Source organism: Mesorhizobium norvegicum (assembly GCF_004919685.1).
Classification (GTDB): Bacteria; Pseudomonadota; Alphaproteobacteria; order Rhizobiales; family Rhizobiaceae; genus Mesorhizobium; species Mesorhizobium norvegicum.
This window is the reverse complement of sequence record NZ_SMYZ01000079.1, coordinates 15,337-37,182: the sequence shown is the minus strand read 5'-3', so window position 1 is coordinate 37,182 and position 21,846 is coordinate 15,337. Positions and strand designations below refer to the sequence as shown.

The window sequence follows — 21,846 nt, the reverse complement described above, 5'->3', positions numbered from 1 at the left end:
CAGACTTGTCATTACTGAGCAGGCTTTCTGGAGTCGCTTTTTTGGACAGTGAGCGGACAGGCCCCTTTTCGCGGCGGATATTCGAAAGCTAACATTTGGCCGCTATATAACCGCCCTGCCAGGCTGAGCAGGCTTCCGGGCAGCTAAGTAGTCTACTGCTCAGACGACCAAGGGAAATTTACATAGCGGTCGCGGCTATCATAGCAGGTGTTACCGTACATGGTCAGGTAAGCGTCCCGGCGGGCTGGGTCGGCGTATACGGACGCAGGGTCCATTAGGTCGGCCTCGTACTGCGAGAGGTTGGACCTCGTCAGCGCTATAGGAAGGATGTCCATCGCCTGCGGGATGCTTTTGCCCTCGAGCCAGTCGGCCGCAAACTCGCCCATGGCATAGCCGAAGACGGGCGAAGACAGCGAGATACTCGCCTTGTATGGACTGTTGCCTTTCCTGATTTCAGCAACCGCCTCCGCCTCGCCATCAATTCCACCAAGGAATTGGTCCGGCCGGTCTTTGCCCGCCGCGCGCAATGCCTGCAGCGCGCCTAGCACGACGGCATCGCCGCCAAGCACCACGTCGACATCCGGGTTCGCGATAAGGATAGTCTGCATGGTGGCGAACCCGCCTTCCTTGTTAACCGGCTTAGGCGCGATATCGGCGACGATCGTTACGCCGGGCATTGCATTCAGACCGTCGCGCATTGCCGCGAACCGCGGCGCCAGAAATTCCATCGTGTCTTGGGTCAGCAGAACGACCCTGGCCTTCCCACCGAGCTTGGTGTTGATATGCTCGATCGCCGCGTTGGTTAGCACCTTTCCCGTCTGATACTGTGGAGCATTAAGCAGCAGCGTTGCCGGTGGAGGCACGATGGTGCCGACAAACGCTCCCGACCAGATTGCCTGTTGAAGCGAGGGGCCGAAAGCCGCCGGATCCGAGGACGTGGCAACCATGGCGCCAACCTTCGCCGCGACGAAAGAATGAACCAGGGCTATCGCCTTTCCCACATCATTTTCCGCCAGAACTCTCCGATATTCTAAGCCACGATTTTTTGCCGCCAGGGACAGGCCATGGTCGACGCCCTGCAGGAAGTCACGGTCGTTCTCCTGCACATAGGCTAGCACTTTTGTAAGACCTGCCGGAGCGTTGCATGAGGACGCGTTCGGATCGAAGGCGGGGAACACCGTCCGCTGCTTAATGCCCGGGGCGCCTTCCTGGGCACCCGCAAAAGTCATCCCGCCCATCGTGGCAATTAAAAGCAGAGCTATCGCTGACCCGGTCGGCCAACGGCAGGCAGTCTTCTTCCGATAAAACACGTCTGTTCCCCCGTCGGCATCAGCCGCTGACGATTATCACATCAACGCTCGTGGTGCTGCCGCAGTTAGTTTTCCATCTTGCGATGGCGCGGTCTGCTATACTCCTGTAGCGCGCCGTGGTTTTGTCGAAAATACCAAATGAGCTACGGTTCCAGGCTGGAGAGTTCGATACTCGATCTTGGCGCCGAGGCTGATGCACATGGCATTGATGATCCTGCTCCCGACCCCAGTCCCTTTGGCGGGCGCGCCCTCGGCCCTTCCAACACCGTCGTCTTCGACCCTCAACTCGGCTTGGTCGCCTGGCACCTTGCTGAGCCGGACGCGGATTTCACCGACGCCATCCGGATAAGCATACTTGAAGGCGTTGGTCACAAGTTCAGTGACCACCACGCCGAGGTTGATGCTGGTGTCCGTTTCAAGCTCAATTGGCTCGATTTCATAAGACAAGCTTACTCCATGAACCTGACTGCGCAGCGACGTGCGCAGGTGGTCGAGCAGCCCAGTAAGATATTCGCCCAGAGCAACCGATCGGACGTCGGACGAGCCATAGAGCCGCCTGTGCACAAGCGAGATCGCAAAGATGCGATCCTGCGTTTCGGCGAGTGCGTCTTTGGAGGCACGATCTCCAACAGCCTTCGACTGCAGGTTCACGAGCGACGAGACAAGGGCAAGACTGTTGGCAACCCTGTGATTGACCTCCGACAAAAGCACTTCGGCCCGATCGCGCGCCTTTGCCAGGTCCTCGGTGCGGGTGGCGACGCGCTGTTCCAGTTCGCTGTTGAGCGCATTGACCTCGTCGCGCGTATCGCGAAGTTCTCTGGTGTAGCGAGCGGCCCCATAGGCTGCGCCACCAACCACGGCGACAATGACAAGCCCGCCAATTGCTGAAACTAGCCGTAGCCATCCGCTGTTGGCACGTTGCTCGGCAACGCCTGACGTAAGCCGGTCATCCGCTCGCCCAATGATCCCGGAGAAGAACACGTTGGCTTCGTCGGTCAGGGCTTTGCCCCTGTTGGTGCGGAATATCGTCAGTATCTCCGCGTCCCGCTGGTCGCGCTTGAGCGCTATCGTCTGGTCGAGTTCATCAAACTTGGTGGTTATGATTGCTGACAGCCTCTGTAGCGTGGAATCAGAATTGGGATAGGATTTCAGAAGGGTCTGCAGCGCTTGTAGGTAGCGTTGTGACTGGGCTTTGGCCGTTTGGTAAGGCCCCAGATAAATCTCGTTCCCGGTGATTACGAAGCCCCGCTCACTCGCCTCGGCTGTCTGCATTGCATTCCGCAACTCCACGGCCGCGACCCGCGTGTCCCGCGCCTCGATCGCCGCATCGAAATAGGATTGCGCTCGTTGACCTAGCCAGAAGTTGGTGGCGACGATAGCCGTCAAAGCCACGAACCCTATCAGCAGGGATGCGGACGTGAATCGAACGAGGTTACGGCTAGACACTGGCATCGGGGCATCTCTGCCGGATTTCAGGAGAACGCGCTATCATGTAGTGACGGCTTATATATGCAATTCCATTTACGAGTCCGTCGGGATGTGCGGAAAGTGTCCGAGGGCGCATGGGCGGACACGTCCCCAATGGCGGGCTTAGCATCGAGACGATCACCTTTAGATCCGGAGAGCTGTTTTCTCGTCGAAGTAGACTGCGCGCCAGTCAAGCAGTTCCAGTCGCTCGCCATCCAGCAGGATCGTGCCGAAAGGAATATCGGGCTGAGGTTTCGAACCCACCCTGGGAAGGCTGCCAGGCGCGACATTCCACTAAGATATCTGGCCGATCGACGCGAATAATATTGATCGAATTCCCCGCTTGACGACGCCGCGAAGAAACCGCTGTTCCTGCCTGGATTAGCAACGCCGCATAGCCGTCGATAAGGTAGCGCCTGGCGCTCGAACTGGCGCGATGAAGATGCTGGTGGCCAGACAATATCATGTCCACGCCACTGCGCGAGAATGCATCCATTGCGAGACTGGCACGGCCGACAATGCCATCGTCGCTTTCGAAATCCAGCCCTTCGAATGGGTGATGCGTGACCACTATCCGGGTAATTTTATCGGACTGACGTGCAAGTTTGGTTTTTGCCGCCTCGAGTTGACGGGCATTGATCCTGCCGTCCTTTATCGTCAGCGATCGTGAGGTGTTGATCCCGACGACAGCGAGCTCGGCATCGGAGTAGAACGGATCCGTATCCGCCTCGATGTAGCGTTTGTAGCGAGCCAGAGGCGTAAAGGCGCGTGCGAAGACATTCCAGAGCGGCACATCGTGGTTGCCGGGTACCACGATGCGAGGGCCAGGAAGGGAATCGAGGAAGGCTCGCGCCTGCAAGAATTCGTTCTTGCGGGCGCGTTGCGTCAAATCCCCCGACACGACGACTAAATCCGGACCGACGGAACGAACCTCCTCACCCATCGCTTCGACAAGCAGGCTCTCTGTTTTTCCAAAATGCAGATCGGAAAGATGGACGAGTGTCCTCACCAAATTGCTCCAGCGACAGGGCCGGCCACTAAATCGAATCCATTTTCGCAGGTGAAAGAACCTGCAACGCAGCTGGGCGAATTCGATAGTCCAGGGGCATATCCATACTGACGGCTTCGCCGTCCAGAGAAACCAGCATAGTGGTTCGATGCGACGTGATTTGGAGGGTTTTTGTTCGATACATCTCTAAATCTCGAGTTGAGTCGATCAAACCCAACGCGATTTTGAATGGGAGCAACGCCAGTCCGAACCACGACTTCCGTTTGACGACATAAACGCATAGCTCTTGTGAGGAGAGGCCTTTGCGACGGCCGAGATCGGCGATGTCGTAGAAATTGTTGCCGACAAACACGCAGGGCGTTCTCAACCTTTTGCGGTCGCCTTGAGCGGCAATATGGACAGCCTGCCAAGACGCGAATCTTAGTGTTCGCGTGAGAGCAGGGCCGATGGCGGCCAGCTTACCCAATCCGTGCCGCCGTTGCTCGGCGGAACGTTTTGCAACGAAGAAGGGATAGACGCCAATCGATGAGTTGTTGAGAAAAACACGGCCGTTGACCTCGGCCACATCGACTGCCATAGGATTGCTCGCCGCGATCGCATCGATCGCCGCATCGAGTTCGATCGGCAAACCTAGATCCTTGGCGAAGTGATTTAGAGTACCCAGCGGAAGGACGCCGAGCACCAGATTAGTTCCGGCCAGTGCCGAGGCTGCGGTGCCAAGAGTCCCGTCACCACCACCCACGACCAATACAGATCGATGGGCGGATTTCGAGTTGTCGGCAACGAAACCACGGGCAATCTCGCCAATCTGGCGCCCAGCCACTAGCTTCACGTCCGCCTCGATGCCGCGTTTCGCAAATCCATCTCGGACGAGCTTTTCAATATCACCGCTGCGAGCGGCAGCGCCCGCGCCTTTGTTGATGAGTGCCAAAATCCTCATTGTACTATCCACGAACTCGGGGCTGCTCTAACCGCAGAGCGACCGTCCAGCACAGGATTGCCCAGCCAGACCCAATGCACCATCCTGCCAGCACATCCGTGGGGTAGTGGACCGCGAGATAGACGCGGCTTACGCCAACAGCAACAGTCAGGAAGACAGCGAGGGCCATGAAATAGATTTTGACCCGCGAGTCAGCGTTAGCACGAGCAAGCAAGGCGCCCACGGTAAGGAAGGTAATCGCTGAAAGCATTGCGTGTCCGCTCGGGAAGCTCGCCGTGAAGACCTGCGTGACGTGGGGTATGTCCGGCCTAGGTCGGTCGAAGCTCCTCTTGAGGATCGTGCTGAGTAGTTCGCCGCCGAACACCGACACAGCCATCAAGATTGCGAGAACCCGTTTATGAATCAAAAGGAGGTACCCGACCCCGGCCAGCAGCACGAAGCCGAGAAACACCACGCTGCCGACCGATGTCACATCTCTGGCCGCTTCGTGAAGCCAGGGCGGACCGATCGGATTGGCCGGATTGCCGGCACTGCGCATTGCTGACATGATGACGAGATCGAAAGCGGTGGTTTCGCCTTCAAGGACTTCTTCAGCAAGCACGCCGAACGTAAGAACAAGGCCTGCCACAAGCAGCCCCGCACCAATAAGCCGATTTCCACCATGCCCAAACGGGCTGCGGATCCGAGACCACGGGTTCGGGTCGCGTCCAGCGAAGAACTTGCGCTCGTTATTTGGGCTCGATTGACGCAAGTGCACCACCTCATGTCCGAGCTCACAACGGACTTCTGAGAGCGAAGTTCCCGTGTTGTCAGCGCGGTATGGCCTGCTGCCGGCGCCCGGCTCGCCCTTGCAATCCGAGGCCGGCGCGAAATAGATGCGGTCGTAGCTCTCGTCATAGAACACACCCGTCGATTTGGGCGTGCCGCCGGTTACCTGTGCCACAAGGCCAAGAAACGAGTCGGACGGGGCGCTGGCGAGCGCATTCGGATAGAAAATCCCGGTACGGGCGAGCGCAGCGAACGAGCTTGTCGGATTTGCGGCGACATAGTTTGCCGATCGAGTGCATGAAGCCCGTCGACGCTGATGAGCAGTACGTGCTTGTAAGGTGCGGCGATGGCGCTGGAATCAGACAGCGCGCCACCCAACGCCGCCGTCAGCTTACGCTGTCGGTCGGGGAAGCCATGCCGCACGTCTTCCGATCCTCTCTCGGCAGCTGTCTCGCGGCGAAGCAGTCCGTGAACGCCGCTGGCGACTTCCTGCGCCAGCGGCTCATCTATTGCTTCTCCGTCAATCAGCACCAGTTGGGTCGCTTGAAATGATGATTCTGGTATAGATTTCAAACTGAGGCTCCACCGTAACTTTCGAGCGCGCCACACCATCCGCGTCCAGTTACCTGCTGCCCCTCGCCTGGTGGGACTTTAAGAATGGTGGCCATGAAAATCGGGGCGGCAACAGAGACAATCCGGGCTTAATAGATCCGATCGGTGCCACTCCAACCTCTTTCAGAAGCACGCGCATTTCGACTGGAGGCGCAAGACAGAAAGTTTGAAAAGTTTCCAAGAACCCCAGGCAGACTGGACGCCGCGGCGGACAATGAGGCTCACGGATATCCCGGCGAACATCCGCATTGGAGCGGTTAATATCGTCGGCAGAAGAGCGTCCGGAAAGGGCTGTCGGCGGCTCCGTCGTGGGAACGAAAAAAGAAGAGAAGCAGAACTTTCGTGTGCGATTTTTGCACACAATATCTTGTAACTAGCTGATTATATTTAACTATCTGCCCCATCCATCATGGGCGCCGTGGCAATTCTTCGCTCTAACATATTAATTTCATTATCTTTTTTCTGTCTCAGTCCGTCCAATACCTCGTTGGATTGACTGAGCAATTTGGAAAGAGCGAGCAGCCGAACGTAACCGAATTTACGATTATGCCGACGCAAACTGAAGGCCATTTAGCATATCACGCCGCTCACTGCACACGTGGTGCACACGAAAGCCGGTTGACCCTTGCCTTGAGCGGCATCAATTGGTGTGAGGTGATTTCGACACCAGAGAAGCCGATCCCATGAACGCGCGCGCTGCGCCTATGGTCCGGCTGCGAGACGATGGCGCATCCCAGCGCCATCGCCCAAAGCCAATTATCAGAAAAACCCCTGCGCTTTGGTCGAGTAGCTGACCAATAGATTCTTTGTCTGCTGATAGTGGTCGAGCATCATCTTGTGGTTTTCCCGTCCGAACCCGGAAGCTTTGTAGCCGCCGAAGGCGGCATGGGCGGGATAGGCGTGATAGCAATTGGTCCACACGCGCCCAGCCTGGATGCCGCGCCCTACCCGGTAGGCGTCGTTGCCATTGCGTGACCAGACGCCGGCGCCCAGACCATAGACGGTATCATTGCCGATGCGGATCGCATCTTCGACGGTCTTGAACGTCGTAACCGACAGGACCGGGCCGAAAATCTCCTCTTGGAATATCCGCATGCTGTTGTCGCCGCTGAACACGGTCGGCTTGAGGAAGTAGCCCTTGTCCAGATCGCCACCGAGATGGACGCGCTCGCCGCCAGTCAGGCATTTGGCGCCTTCCTGCTTGCCGATCTCGATATAGCCAAGGATCTTGGTCAACTGATCTTCGGAAGCCTGCGCGCCCATCTGCGTCGAAGCATCGAGCGGATCACCGACCTTGATCTTTGCAACGCGGACCACCGCGCGCTCCATGAACTTGTCGAAGATCGATTCCTGGACAAGCGCACGCGAAGGGCAGGTGCAAACCTCGCCTTTGTTGAAAGCGAAAAGGGCGAAGCCTTCAAGCGCCTTGTCGAAGAATTCGTCGTCGGCATCCATCACGTCGGCCATGAAAATGTTCGGCGACTTGCCGCCCAATTCCATGGTCTGCGGAATCAGGTGCTCTGCCGCGTACCCCATGATCTGCCTCCCCGTCGTGGTCTCGCCGGTGAACGATACCTTGGAAATGCGCGGATTGGCAGCGATCGCCCGCCCGACCGACGCACCCGGACCCGTGATGACGTTGAGCACGCCGGGCGGCAGGATATCCGCGGTGAGATTGGCGAGGATCAACAGCGTCAGCGGCGTGTTGGAGGCCGGCTTGATCACCGTGCAATTGCCGGCGGCAAGCGCCGGGGCAATCTTCCAGGCCGCCATCAGCAGCGGGAAGTTCCAGGGAATGATCTGGCCGACGACGCCCAGCGGCTCCTTGAAGTGATAGGCGACAGTGTCGTCATCGATTGTGGAAATGGAGCCTTCATCGGCACGGACACAACCAGCGAAGTACCGGAAATGATCGATGGCAAGCGGCACGTCGGCGCCCCGCGTCTCGCGGATCGGCTTGCCGTTGTCCAGCGTTTCGGCCAGCGCCAGCAGCTCGAGATTCTCCTCCATCCGATCGGCGACCTTGTTGAGCAGCCGCGACCGCTCGGCCGGCGACAGGCGCGCCCATCCGTCCTTGGCCTTGTAGGCTGCATCGAGCGCCGCTTCCACGTCCGCAGGCGTCGACTTCGCCACCTCGACGAGGCGTTGGCTGTTGATTGGGCTGTAGTCGGTGAAATACTGCCCGTCCAAAGGCGCGACCCATTTTCCACCGATGAAGTTGCCATAGCGGGCTGGAATATTTCCCTTGGAGCGGACGAGTTCGAGGGCGTGTTGGGACATGGCAATTTCCTTGTCTTGATGCCCCGGAACATTTCCAAGGCCACGGAAACCCCAGCTTTATGCCCTGCTCCGAGACGCACATTGATTTCGGTCAAAACGCCTTCCGCCCCAACACCTAGTCTGGCTTCATCGACAAAGGAGTTGGATTTCATGGTCAAGACAATGAAGGCCGCCGTCGTACGGGCATTCGGCAAGCCGCTTACGATCGAAGATGTTCCGGTGCCCGTGCCGGGGCCAGGTGAACTGCTCGTCAAGGTCATCGCCTGCGGTGTGTGCCATACGGACCTGCATGCCGCCTCCGGCGACTGGCCGGTGAAACCTATGCTGCCCTTCATCCCCGGCCATGAAGTGGCAGGCATTGTGGCCGCGCTCGGGCCAGGTGTGACCGATTTCAAGGAGGGCGATCCAGTCGGCGTGGCCTGGCTGCACGACGCCTGCCTGAGCTGCGAATATTGCGAGACCGGTTGGGAGACGCTGTGCGAGCATCAGCACGATACCGGCTATAGCTGCGATGGCGGGTTCGCCGAATATGTCATCGCTTCGGCAGCCTTCACCGCGCGCCTTCCAGCCGGTGTCGATTTCGCCCAGATGGCCCCGATCCTGTGTGCAGGCGTCACCACCTACAAGGGGTTGAAGGAGACCGAGGCCCGTCCGGGCGAGTGGGTGGCGATTTCAGGCATAGGCGGTCTTGGCCATGTGGCGGTCCAGTATGCCAAGGCAATGGGCTTCAAGGTTGTGGCGCTCGACGTCACGCCCGACAAGCTCGCTCTGGCACGTGCGACCGGAGCGGATGTGGCCATCGACGCCCGCTCTCCGAACGCAGTGGCCGATGTCCTCAAGGCGACGGGTGGCGGCGCCCACGGCATTCTGGTGACGGCCGTCTCGCCCCCCGCGTTCTCGCAAGCGGTGCATATGGTGCGCCGCAAGGGTACGGTTGCCCTCGTCGGTCTGCCGGCGGGAGAATTCCCGACGCCGATCTTCGATGTCGTGCTGAAGCGCATTACCTTGCGCGGATCAATCGTCGGTACGCGACGCGATCTCGACGAGGCCATTGCCTTCGCGGCCGAGGGCAAGGTGCGGGCCGAGATCACCAAGGCGCCGTTGAGCGACATCAACGCGATCCTTGCGCGGCTCAAGGCGGGCAAGATCGAGGGCCGTATGGTGCTGGATCTCACCGCGCCGATAGAGACAAGGGTAAGGCAAACAGAAGCCGCATACGCATAGATCCGGTGGCCGTCTGTCGGCCACCTGGATGCTGCTCAGGCCGTAGCCGTGCACGCGGGCAGGCCGGGGACGGACGGTCGCGATCGATGAACGCATCAAGGACATATACAGGATGGGATCTTGTCACCGAGCCACGCGCTCGGGGGCGCAGAAGCACCTCTTTTCAACACAGTCAGGTTCAGGCCGTCGAAATGCGTGGATAGAGAGGGGCTATGCCCGGCGTAGCGGGCTTCGCGATCGCGAGGATGGTCGACAGATAGCGCAGCACCGTCGCCGGATCCCGGACGAATTTCGAGAGGCGCGCATAGGGCTGCTGGTTTGATCTGGCGCAAGGACGGCGGCGATGTTCATGAACAGAATGGTGGCCGGGATGTATAGCGCTGCTGCTGCTGTCCTGAAGGGAGATCGCTATGAAAGGCATATCAAGAAGGGCAGCACTTGGGCTCGCTGCCGCGATGCTGATGGCCGGCAGTGCCGCTGCCGCCCCGGCTGCGACGCTCGTTCAGGTCTCGCTGTGGGACAAGGGCGCGGAAGTGCAGATGCCGATGGGTCTCGCCTACGCAACGCCAGGACTCGATCTCGCCAAGGCGACCATGGGCATCAAGGCTTTGCCCGGTGCAGTGAAGGCCGGGGACGTCACATTCAATGTGAAAAATGACTCCAAGGACACCGTTCACGAAATGATCGTGATGTACCTTGCCAATCCCGGCAAGCCGCTTCCTTACCTTCATGCTGAGAACCGGGTCGACGAAGACAAGGCTGGCGACAAGGGCGAGGTTTCGGAGCTCGATCCCGGCAAATCAGGTACATTGACCGTCGATCTGAAGGCTGGAAAATACCTGCTTATCTGCAACGTGCCGGGTCACTATGGGGCGGGCATGTGGGCCGAATTTACCGTCGATCCATAGAAACCTGAAGCAGGCAGCCCCTGAACCGGAAGCTGCGACCGTCCGTCATGCATCGGTGCTACCGTCGTGACGACGCTCGCCCACCTCATACCGGTTAGATCGCGGTGCCGACGACAGCGCCGATACCGGCGGTCAGCGCCATTGCCAGGGCGCCCCAGAATGTGACGCGAACGGTTGCCTTCAGCATATTGGCGCCGCCGGCTTTCGCGCCGACGGCGCCCAGTACTGCGAGGAACAGCAGCGAGGCGATGGAGACAATGGCGACAAGTTTTGCGGCCGGCGAAACGAAGACCATCACCAGCGGCATGGCCGCGCCAACGGAAAATGCGGCTGCCGAGGTCAGCGCCGCCTGGATCGGACGCGCTGTGGTCACCTCCGAAATACCGAGTTCGTCGCGCGCGTGCGCGCCAAGCGCATCGTTCGCCATCAACTGGTCCGCGACCTGCAACGCCAATTTCGGCTCAACGCCGCGCGCTACATAGATTTGCGCAAGTTCATCCCGCTCGAACTCGGGCTGCGTTGCAAGTTCGGCGCGCTCGCGGCTGAGGTCGGCTTGCTCGGTGTCGGACTGAGAACTGACCGAAACATACTCACCCGCCGCCATCGACATCGCGCCGGCGACCAGTCCGGCGACACCAGCAACCAGAACATCGGCGGCCGCAGCATTGGCCGCAGCCACACCAACGATCAAGCTCGCCGTCGAGACGATGCCGTCATTAGCGCCAAGCACCGCCGCCCGCAGCCAGCCGATGCGCGATATGAGATGGTTTTCAGCATGAAGGCGGCTCACTTTATCACCGCGCATGCCGAGAGGCTGGCCGCAGCATCCTCATCAGAACATCCGACTTCATGTAGAAATGCTGCCACAGCGCCGCAGCGGCATGGAGACCAACCACGACGATGATAACCGGCTTGGCCAGTTGGTGTATTTCACCCATGGCCGCTAAGCCGAAGTACCATGCTAACGCTCCGGTAATCGGCATCCCGAAAATAAACAGATACAGCAAGAAATGGGTGGCAGCGGCGATCCGCTTCAACACCGCGCTTTCTTCGGATGGTGCTGCCGGCACGCCATGCCTGAGACGGACCGCAAACCGCCAGGTCGCCAGCACCAGAACGGCCAAACCGACATAGACATGAACATTCGCATTGAAGATGTCGTCAGCTGCCGGTTCGGTGCCGCGCGAGAACGCCCGGTAAGCCGGTTTGATGTCCTCACCGATTACAAGCGGCAGGACGATCAGCACCGCGATTGTCCAATGCAGTAATATCTGGGTTCCGGAGTATCCGGTCGGCTCGTTGGCAACAGTCACAGGCAGCTACCTCGCTTGAGAGAACCTTCCTACCTCGCTGCTTATGCGACAACCTTGATCTAGGACAAGTCAATTTGCCGTCTCCCTTGAGCTTTCACAGGGCCTCGCAGCTCGACCTCGGCTGACAGCCAGTTGTCAGCTTGGTCGTGGGATACTGCATCCGAAGCGAACCAGATGGGTCGCCTCTGCAAGGTTCAATGTGGAAAACACACTTCCGATGAAACAGATTGCCCTGTCACTTTTGGTGATCGCCGCCTCCGGCGCTTATGTTTGGGATCAGGCCGGCAAACGGCCAGCCGACGATGTGCTCGGTTCGGCGCTGCCGGCGAACGCGACAGAGGTGCCCGCCGCAGCCGCGCCGATGTTCCGGACGTTGCCGGCGCCCTCACCCCACCTCAGAACAAGGTTCCCGATTGCAAGGGAAACGACGGCGGGCATAGCAATTGCCGCCAAACGGCCAAATGATCCGGTCAAGCAGAATGCGGTTCCGGTGGCACCACAACCATCGCCAGCGCTACCGGAGCAGCCAGTGGCGCCGGCTGTCACCGATCCCGCGTCATCAACGCCTTCATTCGCCGTGACTCCAGCCGTCTACATCCCTGTCCCGCAGCCGAGGCCGGCATATCCGGACGCGCCCGCACGCCTTGTCCCGGCGGGTATGAAGGTCGCCACACAGGGCTATGCCGACGGCGTCTACACCGGCCCGCCCGCCGATGCCTATTATGGCATCATCCAGATACAAGCCCTCGTACAGGGTGGGCAGCTTACGGCGCTGAAGGTGCTGAAATACCCATCCGACCGCCGCACCTCCATCAACATCAACAGGCAGGCGCTGCCCATGCTACGCGACGAAGCGATCAGCGCCCAAAGCGCCAATGTCGACATCATTTCGGGCGCGACGCTGACCAGCAGGGCCTTCATCCAGTCGCTGCGCGGCGCGCTGAAGAAAGCGTCGTCCTAGGTCCATGCGTGAAACGCGTATTTTGATGGGAATGCCCATTACGGTCGACATCGGCGGCGCGTCGAGCGGTGAGCTGATCGAGACGGTCTTCGGCTATTTCGAGCGTATCGACCGGCGCTTCAGCACATACCGGGCCGACAGCGAAATCATGGCCATCAACCGCGGCGACGTTCCCGTCGTCGAGTGGAGCGGCGAGATGACCGAAGTGTTTGCTCTCGCGCGGCAGACGAAAGACGAGACGGACGGATACTTCGACATTCGCAAGCCCGACGGGTCGCTCGATCCATCTGGCATCGTCAAGGGCTGGGCAATCCGCAACGCGGCAGTCATCGTTCAGCGAGCCGGCATCCGCGATTTCTTCATCGAGGCAGGAGGCGACGTGCAGTCCTGCGGCAAGAATGCCTCGGGCCAGGACTGGAGCGTCGGCATCCGCAATCCCTTCAACGCCCACGAGATCGTAAAAATCGTCTATCCCCGTGGTCGCGGACTGGCGACCTCCGGAACCTATGTGCGGGGTCAACACATCTACAACCCGCATGCAATTGACAGTCCGATCCAGGACATCGTCAGCCTGACCGTCATCGGCGCCGATGTGCTCGAAGCTGATCGTTTCGCCACTGCTGCCTTCGCCATGGGCCGGGACGGCATTCTCTTCATCGAGCAGACGCCTGGCCTGGAGGGCTATGTCATAGACACCAATGGCCGCGCCACACCGACACCCGGGTTCGGAGCCCTTTGCCTGCCATGATCAAAACCATCGACCGATTTCTCGATCATCTGACCATGTACCGGCTGGTCCTCTACTATCTGATGGCGCTCGTCAGCGCAGCGCTCGTGCTCGGCTTCGCCAAGCTCGTGCCACATGATCCGATTGCGCTCGCCTTCACGGCGGCTTTGGCGCTAGCCGCCTGCTGGCTTACCAACAAGGTCTTTGCGCATGTCTTTGCGGTCCCGGCCAACAACGAGTCGGTCTACATCACCGCGCTCATCCTTGCGCTCATCCTCGATCCGGTAGCCACCACGGACATCAAGGGAATCGCGGCGGTTGCATTCGCGTCCGTCTGGGCGATTTCATCCAAATTCATTCTCGCCATCAGCCGGAAGCACCTTTTCAATCCGGCTGCGTTGGGCGTGGCGCTGTCAGCGCTGCTGCTCGACCAACCAGCCACCTGGTGGGTTGGCGGCAATCTGCCGTTGCTTCCACTCGTTCTCCTCGGCGGCATGCTCATTGTCCGCAAACTGCGCCGGATTGATCTTGTCTCGACCTTTGTTGTCGTGGCGCTGGCGACCATTCTGGCGACCAGCGATCCGTCGCAGTACTGGACCGCGCTTACGGAGACACTGGGTTCGTCGCCTCTGCTGTTCTTTGCCTTTGTGATGCTAACCGAGCCGCTGACGGCACCGACGATGCGATGGCCGCGCATCACCTTTGCCGCCATCGTCGGCTTTCTGTTTGCTCCCAACATCCATATCGGCTCGTTTTATTTCACCCCGGAACTGGCGCTACTCGCCGGCAACCTGTTTGCCTATGCGGCAGGACCCAAGGGACGCTTTGTGCTGACGCTCGAACGCATCGAGCAATCAGCCGTCGACAGCTTTGACTTCATCTTCCGGTCGCCGCGCAAGCTCGCCTTTGAGGCCGGCCAGTATCTCGAATGGACGCTTGGCCTCGATCGTGCCGACAATCGCGGCAACCGCCGTTATTTCACGGTGGCCTCGGCGCCGACGGAGGAAACGGTCCGCCTCGGCGTCAAGTTCTATCCGCAATCAAGCGCCTTCAAGCGCGAATTAATGACCATGAAGCCAGGCAGCACGATCCACGCCGCGCAACTGGCCGGCAACTTCACGCTCCCCGCCCGGCGTGAAACCAAGATCGCTTTCCTGGCCGGAGGCATCGGCATCACGCCATTCCGCTCGATGCTGCAATATCTGCTCGACTGCAAGGAGCGGCGACCGATCGTCATCCTCTACGGAACCGAGGGACAGCAGGACATCGCTTATCGCGACGTGCTTGGCGCGGCCAGGCAGGAACTTGGCATCAAGACGGTCCACGCTGTGGCGCAAGGGGGCGAGCGCGGGCAGTATCCCGGCTACATCGACGAGCGCCTGATACGTCTGGCAATACCCGACTACCTCGAGCGCACTTTCTACATTTCCGGCCCGCAGGCGATGGTCAAGGCGCTGCGTCAGAAACTGCTGGCCATGGGCGTTCGCCGCTCGAAGATAAAGGTCGACTACTTTCCGGGTTTTGCCTGAAGCACGCTCAACTGTGTCGCGGCAAGGAAATGGTCACGACCAGACCCGGATCGGCGTTGGCCATGGCAAGGCGTCCGCCATAAGCTTCGACGATGTCGGAAACGATGGCCAGGCCAAGACCGCCGCTGCCGCCCTTGCTGTCGAGCTGGACGCCACGCGACAAGGCGGACTCCCGATCGGCATCCGGTATACCTGGGCCATCATCGGCGACAGTGACGATCACCTCCCCAGCGGTTGCGGATGCATCGACACGGACTGACGACTTTGCATAGCGCGCGGCGTTCTCGACCAGATTACCCAGGATTTCCGACAGGTCGCCTTCATCGATTGGCGCCATCAGATCTTCCGCGACCTCCATCGTAAAAGAAAGCTGCCTGCCGCTTGGCGTCCGTTTGACGACGGCAACGACGCCAGCCGCGACGTCCGACACCCCACAGGATGCCTTGCCCGAGACTCCGGGCGCGAGGCGGGCGCGCGCCAGCTCCCGCTCGACATGGCGCCGGATCGCTCCGGCGCTCTTCTCGATCTCATCGGCCAGATCCGTCTCGCCTTTCTTGCGTAAGGCACGGATGTCGGCCGACAGCACTTGCAGCGGCGTCTTGAGGCCGTGCGCCAGATCGGTGGCGCGCGAGCGGGCTCGCGCCAAGGCCTTCTCCTGCGCATCGAGAAGACGATTGATTTCGTCAGCGAGCGGCTGCACCTCGCTTGGCGCCACCACATCGAGCCGTGCCGCTCGCTGCGCAATGACGCTTCCGACGGCGACCCTTAACGTCACCAGCGGCGCAAGGCCGATGGTGATCTGGATGAAAAACGCGGCCATGAGAACTGCAGCGAGCATCAGGAGAGCCGGAGCAAGATCGCGAACATATTCGCTTACAGACACCTCAACGGTTCGATGATCTTCCGCCACGATTGCGCGAAAGGAGCGGTCTCCGGCATCGATGATCGTACGCTCGACCGCAATACTGAGTTCTCCGCCCGGGCCCGTGAACTCCTCGACCGTTCGCAGCCCACCACTTGCGCTCCGGGTAGGCAGGAGCAGCTTGGCGTCCCACAATGATCGCGAACGCTCGAGGCTGCCGGTGGCGATGTCCTCCACCTGCCAGTAGTAACCGGACAGCGGATTGGCAAACCGCGGGTCGGTCAGCACCGGGGTCACGACAAGGCGGCCATCGCTGGCGAAAGTAGTTGCGCCGATCAGTTCGTTGAGGTCGACCGTCAGCTCGCCCACCACGCGCCGCTCGACGTGAAGTTCGAACAGATAGCGCAAACCCGCGCCGGCGATGCCGAGTGCGACAAGAAGCGAGATGGTTGCCGCCAACCACAGCCGGAAGCGGATCGAGTTGCCCATCAGGCGGCATCATCGGGCATCAGATACCCGAACCCGCGTCTTGTTTCGATGACATCGCTGCCGAGCTTCCGTCGCAGCCGCGCTACAATGACCTCGATCGCGTTTGGATCGCGGTCGTTGCCCGAATCGTAAAGATGCTCAGCCAGTTCGGTCGGCGCCACCACGCGCCCGGCATGATGCATCAGAAACGCCAGGAGCCGGTACTCCAGCGGCGAAAGAGAAACGGGAATGCCGCGCAGCGAAATTCGCATCTGGCGCGTGTCCAGAAGCAGCGGGCCGGACCTCAGAACGGGTGCCGCCTGCCCTGCCGAGCGACGCAGGATGGCCCGCAACCGGGCGAGCAGTTCTTCCATTTCAAAAGGCTTGGGAAGATAGTCGTCAGCACCGGAGTTGATACCCTCGACACGCTCCGTCCACATCCCCCTTGCGGTCAGGATGAGAACCGGAAACCGGCGCGCGTTGGCTCGCCAACGTTTCAAGATCGTGAGGCCATCGAGCTTGGGCAATCCGAGATCCAGAATCGCGGCGTCATAATTCTCGACATCGCCTGCGAACCAGGCGGCTTCACCATCCCTTACAACATCGACCGCCATTCCGGACGCCTTGAGGGCAGTCGCGATATCGGCAGCGATACGGGGTTCGTCTTCGGCGAGGAGTATCTTCATCAGTCACCCTCCCCATCGCGCATGATGACACCGGCACCGGCATCGACGTCGACGGTCTTTCGCCGGCCATCGGCACCGACGACCTGGAACCGGTAGACCCATCTGTTGGCCTTGCGGATGAGCTCGACCGCCACGACATCGCCGGGAGCTTGGGCGCGGACAACGTCCAGTATATCGGCAAGGCCCTTGATTTCGCCGTGCTCGTACAAATCCCGCGCCCGGTCATGGTCGCCGTCATCGTCCTCATCGGCACGGGCAGCGACAGGCATGGCCAGGACAAGTCCAGCGAGACCCAGCACCGCCAAACGCTTCAACTGGCTTTTCATCGGCAAGGCATGTCGCACGTTGAAGCTTTCAATTTGCTGTCAGTCATCCTCAGCCCGCAGCAAGCAAAGGGTCCATATCAAGGCATCATCGCGTCCAATCATGGCCGCGCCGAGAAGGATACCAGACCATGCGCAATTCCATGCTTGTCCTTGCAGCACTTGCAGGCCTAACGATCTTTGCTCTGCCGGCGGCCGCTGAATCGGACGAAGGATCATGTGGGGCGCCATCGTCTGTTGACCCGTCCGGCCCGATCGACCTGCAGGCCATCCCGATGCAGGACGCCACCACCCCGAAAGCCATCAAGGGCGATGACGATGCGTGCGACGACCGGCAGGGCGATGAGGCCGACGATAACGACTAGCTCTCTCGTTCGCAGTGCGTGACCCGCCACAGCAGATAGCCCTCGCAAATGTCGTTGACCAAGGCCCGCTGCAAGGCTGGCAATTATCCAAGGTCCCCTACCAATTTCTGGAGAGTTTTCGTGGTCCCCATTCAACACATCCACCCCGTTCTTGTTCATTTTCCTATTGTTCTGATCTACACGCTTGCGGCTATCGACCTTGTAGCGCTGGCTGGCGGCAACGCCGTCACCAGGAAATCGGGCGCAGGCACGATCTCAACTTTTGTGGCCCTGGCTGCCGGAGTGTTCGCCATTGGGACCTGGTTCTTCGGTGGTCTTGCCCTGGATCACGCCGAAGCGGCCGGCTTCAGCAGCGATATCGCGGAAATCCACGAAAGCCTGGGGGGTATCACTGCCTTTGCCTTCCTGATCTGGGGACTTGTGAGGCTCGCGCTTTGGGTACGGAATCGCGAGTTTCGGGCTGTAACGATCGCCATCCCTTTGATCGAAATTTGCGGAGCGCTGCTGGTCACGGCGACGGCCTACTATGGTGGACTGCTTGTCTACGAGCTTGGCGTGAATGTCGCCAAAACCGCGATCGCTGGTTGACCGGCAGGCGCCCGTCATTCGCGACCCCACATTTGGACCATTTGCCTCGATGGCAAAATGATTCAGATCAAGGCGCTTCATGCATCGGAATTCTAAGAAGCCGGAGGTTTGGAAAACTCCGGAGAGCGAACATGCAAGCCGAAGCCATAATGAGCAAGCCAGTCGTCGGCATAGACCCGTCCGCATCGATCGCCGAGGCGGCCGGGTTGATGCTCTTCAAAAAGATCAGCGGCTTTCCCGTCATTCGCGGCGACGGCACCCTGGTCGGGATCGTCAGCGAGGGCGATTTCCTGCGTCGCGGGGAACTGGGCACGCAGCGCAAGCGCTCGCGCTGGCTGGAGTTTCTCGTCAGCCCCGGAAAGGCCGCCGATGAATATGTCCACGCCAACGGGCGACGGATCGAGGAGGTGATGTCGCAAGATGTCGTCACGGCATCCCCCACCGCATCGCTCGCCGAGGTCGTCGAGCTCATGACGCGTCACCATGTCAAACGCATTCCGGTCGTCGACGCTGGGAAAGTCGTCGGCATCATCACCCGCTCTGATCTCCTGCAGGCGTTGCTCGGCGTCCTTCCTGATGCGGTCCCTGTAGCCATCGATGACGAACAGATCCGCCAGAACATCATGACCGAGCTAGCGACGCAGAAATGGGCCGGCAAGGACTTGATCAACGTGAGGGTGAACAATGGCGTGGTGAAATTGAGCGGCGCCATCTTCGACGAACGCGAGCGCCAGGCGGCCATTGTTGCGGCCGAAAACGTCGCCGGCGTCAGAGCGGTCGAAGATGGTCTCTTCTGCGCCGATCCCGTGTCCGTCATCCTTGTTTCATAGCGGGGAGACGACCAGGCGAGTTGTCGAGAATGTCGGCATCACTCGCGAAAACCGTGCCGGAGGGCGACCGTGCCCAAACGAAAGTGTCCGCGTTTGACGCTTGCCATTCGGGCGATGGCAACGCGCCGGCGTTACCTCAATCTTCACCTGTGCCCTTCGCAGATGAACCAGCGCCAGGTTGACACCCGCCCACCGGCAAATCGCGGCGCCACGCAGCAAGACGTGCCGTCCGTTTCCGAAGATTGAGTGAGGTCAGCGATTCAGCCTGAGCGCTACCGATGGCCGTCAACACGCTGCAGTCGTGCGATAAGGTCGCGGTTGCGGCAATAGTCCGGCGGATCATCGGCTTGCTGGTGTTCGTCGAGCCAGGTCGAGCATTCGTCCTGATGCCCACAAGAGCGGCATCGGTCCACCGCCCGATTGGTGACGGCCGCATGACCTGCCACCGATTTCAATTGTCTGTCGACGCCGAGCTTCTGCATCATGCGACCCATTAAGGCGGTCCGGGCATCAACTGAAATCAGGTAGTCGAGAAAGCTCATAATTGATCACTCCTGCCTATTGGCCATCATTGCCATTGTTGGCGGCCGGTGGCGTTGATCTCGGTCAATCGGCGCCCCGCGCGGGGCGATCATTCCAGCCTCGGACTTGAAATTCCCGATGCGACCGACGGTCAATACGACATGAAGCGGTTGATGCTGCTCTCTTCCATCAGCGTTCGGGTGACGCCGCCAAACGCCCATTCCCGCAAGCGGCAATGGCCATAGGCGCCCGAGACGATCAGATCCGCATGGATCGAGCGTGCGAATGTCAGCAACCGCTCGCCATCAGCCTCGCCGGCGATCAGTTCGGTTCGCGCCTTGATGCCATGGTGTTCAAGAAAGACGGCGATATCGTCGAGGCTGTCACGAATGCTTTCGTCGCGGTTGGTGTCTATCGTGGCGACGACAACTTCGTTCGCCTTGGCCAAAAAGGGCAGCGCATCTGCCACCGCCCGTCGCGCCTCCCTGGTGTCCTTCCAGGCAACCAGAACAGTTTTTGCAAGGATATGTTCGGCGTTGCCTGCGGTGACCAGGACCGGACGGCCCGCGCCGAGTGCGAGGCTGCCGATATCCACGGCGCGAAAGACATTTTCTCCTTTCTCGCTGCCGACAACGACGAGATCGGCCGCTCTGGCGGAAGCGCTGAGGAACCGTGTCGGGCTGCAGACGGCCTGCCCCCATTCGCTTGTGATCGAAGCAGGAACCAGCCTCTCGAATTCGGCACGCAATTCGGCAAGCCGCTTTTCGATTTCCGTTCGCTGCATCTGCATGACCTCGCCTTCGTAGACCATGCCGTCGCCCGTCGCGACCAGAGGCGGGACATCCGCTGCCGCCAAGCCGATAAGATGGGCACCAAATCGTTCCGCAAGCTCGATCCCCACCTTTACAATGGGAGCGGGAGGCGCATCGATGGCGAGGTTCACGATGATTGACTTGTAGGACATTGCGGGCGCCTTTCGCTGATGGAATGCGTGATGATTGCATTCGCCAGCGCCCGGCGCCTTGATGCGGGTCAAAGGATGCGCTTTCTCAACTTGCCGATCCACCGTGGCAAGATCGTGCCTTGATTTGAATCACTTTCCGAAATTGCGCAGTGCGACATCGATCGGACGGCGCGCGAGGGCCTGCGAACATCGAACCGGCTCCTTGATCGTGATCAATTTTCTCCCCAGCGAGTGCACTATGGTTCCCGCTTCAAGGGAGAAACACCATGCAAAACATCAAGGTCGATGAAGCACTCTGGGCATCCAGCATGTTGCCTGAAGGCATTGTAGAGCGATGGTTCATCGCTAGCGGCGCCACAATCAAGGTCGGCGAGCGGATCGCGGAAGTTCGAATTGAAGATGCGCTGCACGAGATCGTCGCGCCAGCAAACGGACGCGCGACGATTGTCGCGGCTGCCAATACTATTATCGAACCCGGGGCGATCCTGGCGACGTTGGACACGCCGGGACGCCGCTAGCGGCATTCAAGCCAAACTGGGCTCGCTTTTTTGCGTGGCGCCGGTCATGTCTTGCGTGGCGCCGGTCATGGTCGCGGCAAGCTGCCAATATAGGCGATGATCGCTTCGATCTGAACGGGAGTTGCAACCCACTCGGGCATGTCCGGATGCCCGGTCGATATGCCCTCGGCGAACGCCTCCTCAAGATCGGTGAGCGGATAACGCTGCGAAAGCGTGCGAAAAGCAGGAGCATCAGGATGGCTACTTTTGTCTGTGCTTCCAATCGCATGACATCGCGCGCAATTGGCTTCAACCAGCGCCTTTCCATGCGATATGGGATCAGCGCTCGCCAAGACGGAAGAGAGGCCGAGCGCGGCAACAAGGACCGTCGCACGCGTGTAGTACGCCGAATGCCAGATCACGAATTTCAACTTCATTCAGAATACCTATCCGCCTGGCCGTCAATGGCCACGATTCAGAGCGCATCGGCTTCAGACAAACACACGCAAGCCAAAGCCATGTTGATGTGGATCAAAGTCGACCGTCCTTTTAAGCGCTCAGATGCGGTCCTCGGCAGCGCGAGCCGCACTGCTGAAGCCGGACGCGATGAACGTGGCAACGGTGGAAACGTGATACGGTAAGCCCGCGAGCCATGATCCAAACACGGCCTGCGAACGCCGACCAGGATACCGA

Annotated in this window: 24 protein-coding genes; 10 read left to right on the top strand and 14 right to left on the bottom strand. The window is 59.9% G+C overall.

Going from position 1 to position 21,846, the window contains the following annotated elements; all coding sequences use genetic code 11:
- Window positions 1-152 precede the first annotated feature (152 nt).
- The 5 genes from FCU66_RS29750 to FCU66_RS29730 form a co-directional block, all read right to left on the bottom strand.
- Window positions 153-1,229, bottom strand: coding sequence for a sugar ABC transporter substrate-binding protein (locus tag FCU66_RS29750; protein WP_246094084.1), 1,077 nt, complete (start codon window positions 1,227-1,229; stop codon window positions 153-155).
- Window positions 1,230-1,406: 177 nt separating this feature from the next.
- A complete protein-coding gene (locus FCU66_RS29745) occupies window positions 1,407-2,696 on the bottom strand; it encodes a sensor histidine kinase (RefSeq protein ID WP_246094083.1) in 1,290 nt (429 codons plus the stop codon).
- 271 nt (window positions 2,697-2,967) lie between these two features.
- Window positions 2,968-3,786 (bottom strand): metallophosphoesterase family protein, encoded by an 819-nt coding sequence (locus FCU66_RS29740; RefSeq protein WP_136619700.1) that lies wholly within the window; start codon window positions 3,784-3,786, stop codon window positions 2,968-2,970.
- Window positions 3,787-3,814: 28 nt separating this feature from the next.
- Window positions 3,815-4,726 carry a diacylglycerol/lipid kinase family protein gene (locus FCU66_RS29735; protein WP_136619699.1) on the bottom strand — a complete coding sequence of 304 codons (912 nt, stop codon included), beginning with the start codon at window positions 4,724-4,726 and terminating at the stop codon, window positions 3,815-3,817.
- 4 nt (window positions 4,727-4,730) lie between these two features.
- A complete protein-coding gene (locus FCU66_RS29730; RefSeq protein ID WP_246094087.1) occupies window positions 4,731-5,723 on the bottom strand; it encodes a phosphatase PAP2 family protein in 993 nt (330 codons plus the stop codon).
- A gap of 68 nt (window positions 5,724-5,791) precedes the next feature.
- Here FCU66_RS29730 and FCU66_RS42215 point away from each other — a divergent pair, with 68 nt between their 5' ends.
- Window positions 5,792-6,046: a hypothetical protein gene (locus FCU66_RS42215; protein WP_246094082.1), complete on the top strand. Its 255-nt coding sequence runs from the start codon at window positions 5,792-5,794 to the stop codon at window positions 6,044-6,046.
- Between the two features lie 819 nt (window positions 6,047-6,865).
- On the opposite strand, the gene FCU66_RS29715 is transcribed toward FCU66_RS42215, so the two are convergent.
- Window positions 6,866-8,386, bottom strand: coding sequence for an aldehyde dehydrogenase family protein (locus FCU66_RS29715; protein ID WP_136619697.1), 1,521 nt, complete (start codon window positions 8,384-8,386; stop codon window positions 6,866-6,868).
- 150 nt (window positions 8,387-8,536) lie between these two features.
- On the opposite strand from FCU66_RS29715, the gene adhP reads away from it, so the two are divergent.
- Entirely contained in the window at window positions 8,537-9,610 is a 1,074-nt protein-coding gene (adhP, locus tag FCU66_RS29710; RefSeq protein WP_136619696.1) for an alcohol dehydrogenase AdhP, read from the top strand.
- Between the two features lie 461 nt (window positions 9,611-10,071).
- Complete coding sequence (locus FCU66_RS29705; protein WP_246094081.1) at window positions 10,072-10,518, top strand: cupredoxin domain-containing protein; 447 nt, start codon at window positions 10,072-10,074, stop codon at window positions 10,516-10,518.
- 94 nt (window positions 10,519-10,612) lie between these two features.
- On the opposite strand, the gene FCU66_RS29700 is transcribed toward FCU66_RS29705, so the two are convergent.
- Window positions 10,613-11,308, bottom strand: coding sequence for a VIT1/CCC1 transporter family protein (locus tag FCU66_RS29700; RefSeq protein ID WP_136619694.1), 696 nt, complete (start codon window positions 11,306-11,308; stop codon window positions 10,613-10,615).
- A 4-nt stretch (window positions 11,309-11,312) separates the two neighbouring features.
- The gene (locus FCU66_RS29695; protein ID WP_136619693.1) at window positions 11,313-11,831 is read right to left on the bottom strand and encodes a cytochrome b; all 519 of its coding nucleotides are present in this window, start codon (window positions 11,829-11,831) and stop codon (window positions 11,313-11,315) included.
- 217 nt (window positions 11,832-12,048) lie between these two features.
- Here FCU66_RS29695 and FCU66_RS29690 point away from each other — a divergent pair, with 217 nt between their 5' ends.
- Genes FCU66_RS29690 through FCU66_RS29680 form a run of 3 tightly spaced genes read left to right on the top strand, consistent with a single transcriptional unit; the run spans window position 12,049 to window position 15,048 of the window.
- Window positions 12,049-12,792 (top strand): FMN-binding protein, encoded by a 744-nt coding sequence (locus tag FCU66_RS29690; RefSeq protein ID WP_136619692.1) that lies wholly within the window; start codon window positions 12,049-12,051, stop codon window positions 12,790-12,792.
- Between the two features lie 25 nt (window positions 12,793-12,817).
- The gene (locus tag FCU66_RS29685) at window positions 12,818-13,540 is read left to right on the top strand and encodes an FAD:protein FMN transferase (RefSeq protein WP_246094080.1); all 723 of its coding nucleotides are present in this window, start codon (window positions 12,818-12,820) and stop codon (window positions 13,538-13,540) included.
- On the top strand, window positions 13,537-15,048 hold the full coding sequence (locus tag FCU66_RS29680) for an FAD-dependent oxidoreductase (protein WP_136619690.1): 1,512 nt from the start codon (window positions 13,537-13,539) through the stop codon (window positions 15,046-15,048). The genes FCU66_RS29685 and FCU66_RS29680 overlap by 4 nt, the downstream gene beginning before the upstream one ends.
- A 7-nt stretch (window positions 15,049-15,055) precedes the next feature.
- Here the strand turns inward: FCU66_RS29680 and FCU66_RS29675 are convergent, their stop codons facing one another.
- Genes FCU66_RS29675 through FCU66_RS29665 form a run of 3 tightly spaced genes read right to left on the bottom strand, consistent with a single transcriptional unit; the run spans window position 15,056 to window position 17,378 of the window.
- The gene (locus tag FCU66_RS29675; RefSeq protein ID WP_136619689.1) at window positions 15,056-16,399 is read right to left on the bottom strand and encodes a sensor histidine kinase; all 1,344 of its coding nucleotides are present in this window, start codon (window positions 16,397-16,399) and stop codon (window positions 15,056-15,058) included.
- The gene (locus FCU66_RS29670; protein ID WP_136619688.1) at window positions 16,399-17,064 is read right to left on the bottom strand and encodes a response regulator transcription factor; all 666 of its coding nucleotides are present in this window, start codon (window positions 17,062-17,064) and stop codon (window positions 16,399-16,401) included. Before FCU66_RS29670 ends, FCU66_RS29675 begins: the two co-directional genes overlap by 1 nt.
- Complete coding sequence (locus tag FCU66_RS29665; RefSeq protein ID WP_246094079.1) at window positions 17,064-17,378, bottom strand: PepSY domain-containing protein; 315 nt, start codon at window positions 17,376-17,378, stop codon at window positions 17,064-17,066. The genes FCU66_RS29670 and FCU66_RS29665 overlap by 1 nt, the downstream gene beginning before the upstream one ends.
- A 140-nt stretch (window positions 17,379-17,518) precedes the next feature.
- Here FCU66_RS29665 and FCU66_RS29660 point away from each other — a divergent pair, with 140 nt between their 5' ends.
- The 3 genes from FCU66_RS29660 to FCU66_RS29650 all read left to right on the top strand — a co-directional run bounded on the left by FCU66_RS29660 (window position 17,519) and on the right by FCU66_RS29650 (window position 19,170).
- Window positions 17,519-17,752: a hypothetical protein gene (locus FCU66_RS29660; protein WP_136619686.1), complete on the top strand. Its 234-nt coding sequence runs from the start codon at window positions 17,519-17,521 to the stop codon at window positions 17,750-17,752.
- Between the two features lie 120 nt (window positions 17,753-17,872).
- Window positions 17,873-18,340 carry a DUF2231 domain-containing protein gene (locus FCU66_RS29655; protein ID WP_246094078.1) on the top strand — a complete coding sequence of 156 codons (468 nt, stop codon included), beginning with the start codon at window positions 17,873-17,875 and terminating at the stop codon, window positions 18,338-18,340.
- 131 nt (window positions 18,341-18,471) lie between these two features.
- Entirely contained in the window at window positions 18,472-19,170 is a 699-nt protein-coding gene (locus tag FCU66_RS29650; RefSeq protein ID WP_136619720.1) for a CBS domain-containing protein, read from the top strand.
- 272 nt (window positions 19,171-19,442) lie between these two features.
- Here FCU66_RS29650 and FCU66_RS29645 read toward each other — a convergent pair whose 3' ends face one another.
- Together FCU66_RS29645 and FCU66_RS29640 are read right to left on the bottom strand one after the other, a co-directional pair.
- Window positions 19,443-19,712: a DUF6455 family protein gene (locus FCU66_RS29645; RefSeq protein WP_136619684.1), complete on the bottom strand. Its 270-nt coding sequence runs from the start codon at window positions 19,710-19,712 to the stop codon at window positions 19,443-19,445.
- A 131-nt stretch (window positions 19,713-19,843) separates the two neighbouring features.
- Window positions 19,844-20,656, bottom strand: a complete 813-nt coding sequence (locus FCU66_RS29640) for a universal stress protein (RefSeq protein WP_136619683.1) — start codon at window positions 20,654-20,656, stop codon at window positions 19,844-19,846.
- Between the two features lie 266 nt (window positions 20,657-20,922).
- On the opposite strand from FCU66_RS29640, the gene FCU66_RS29635 reads away from it, so the two are divergent.
- On the top strand, window positions 20,923-21,174 hold the full coding sequence (locus tag FCU66_RS29635; RefSeq protein WP_136619682.1) for a lipoyl domain-containing protein: 252 nt from the start codon (window positions 20,923-20,925) through the stop codon (window positions 21,172-21,174).
- Between the two features lie 65 nt (window positions 21,175-21,239).
- Here FCU66_RS29635 and FCU66_RS29630 read toward each other — a convergent pair whose 3' ends face one another.
- Window positions 21,240-21,590, bottom strand: a complete 351-nt coding sequence (locus FCU66_RS29630) for a c-type cytochrome (protein WP_136619681.1) — start codon at window positions 21,588-21,590, stop codon at window positions 21,240-21,242.
- Between the last annotated feature and the right edge of the window lie 256 nt (window positions 21,591-21,846).

Bases quoted from the DNA above. Each gene is read 5' to 3' on its own strand.
- FCU66_RS29750 (WP_246094084.1), bottom strand. From the start codon at position 1,229: ATGACTTTTGCGGGTGCCCAGGAAGGCGCCCCGGGCATTAAGCAGCGG.
- FCU66_RS29735 (WP_136619699.1), bottom strand. From the start codon at position 4,726: ATGAGGATTTTGGCACTCATCAACAAAGGCGCGGGCGCTGCCGCTCGC.
- FCU66_RS42215 (WP_246094082.1), top strand. From the start codon at position 5,792: ATGAAGCCCGTCGACGCTGATGAGCAGTACGTGCTTGTAAGGTGCGGC.
- FCU66_RS29715 (WP_136619697.1), bottom strand. From the start codon at position 8,386: ATGTCCCAACACGCCCTCGAACTCGTCCGCTCCAAGGGAAATATTCCA.
- adhP (WP_136619696.1), top strand. From the start codon at position 8,537: ATGGTCAAGACAATGAAGGCCGCCGTCGTACGGGCATTCGGCAAGCCG.
- FCU66_RS29705 (WP_246094081.1), top strand. From the start codon at position 10,072: ATGGCCGGCAGTGCCGCTGCCGCCCCGGCTGCGACGCTCGTTCAGGTC.
- FCU66_RS29690 (WP_136619692.1), top strand. From the start codon at position 12,049: ATGAAACAGATTGCCCTGTCACTTTTGGTGATCGCCGCCTCCGGCGCT.
- FCU66_RS29685 (WP_246094080.1), top strand. From the start codon at position 12,818: ATGGGAATGCCCATTACGGTCGACATCGGCGGCGCGTCGAGCGGTGAG.
- FCU66_RS29680 (WP_136619690.1), top strand. From the start codon at position 13,537: ATGATCAAAACCATCGACCGATTTCTCGATCATCTGACCATGTACCGG.
- FCU66_RS29675 (WP_136619689.1), bottom strand. From the start codon at position 16,399: ATGGGCAACTCGATCCGCTTCCGGCTGTGGTTGGCGGCAACCATCTCG.
- FCU66_RS29670 (WP_136619688.1), bottom strand. From the start codon at position 17,064: ATGAAGATACTCCTCGCCGAAGACGAACCCCGTATCGCTGCCGATATC.
- FCU66_RS29660 (WP_136619686.1), top strand. From the start codon at position 17,519: ATGCGCAATTCCATGCTTGTCCTTGCAGCACTTGCAGGCCTAACGATC.
- FCU66_RS29650 (WP_136619720.1), top strand. From the start codon at position 18,472: ATGCAAGCCGAAGCCATAATGAGCAAGCCAGTCGTCGGCATAGACCCG.
- FCU66_RS29645 (WP_136619684.1), bottom strand. From the start codon at position 19,712: ATGAGCTTTCTCGACTACCTGATTTCAGTTGATGCCCGGACCGCCTTA.
- FCU66_RS29640 (WP_136619683.1), bottom strand. From the start codon at position 20,656: ATGTCCTACAAGTCAATCATCGTGAACCTCGCCATCGATGCGCCTCCC.
- FCU66_RS29635 (WP_136619682.1), top strand. From the start codon at position 20,923: ATGCAAAACATCAAGGTCGATGAAGCACTCTGGGCATCCAGCATGTTG.
- FCU66_RS29630 (WP_136619681.1), bottom strand. From the start codon at position 21,590: ATGAAGTTGAAATTCGTGATCTGGCATTCGGCGTACTACACGCGTGCG.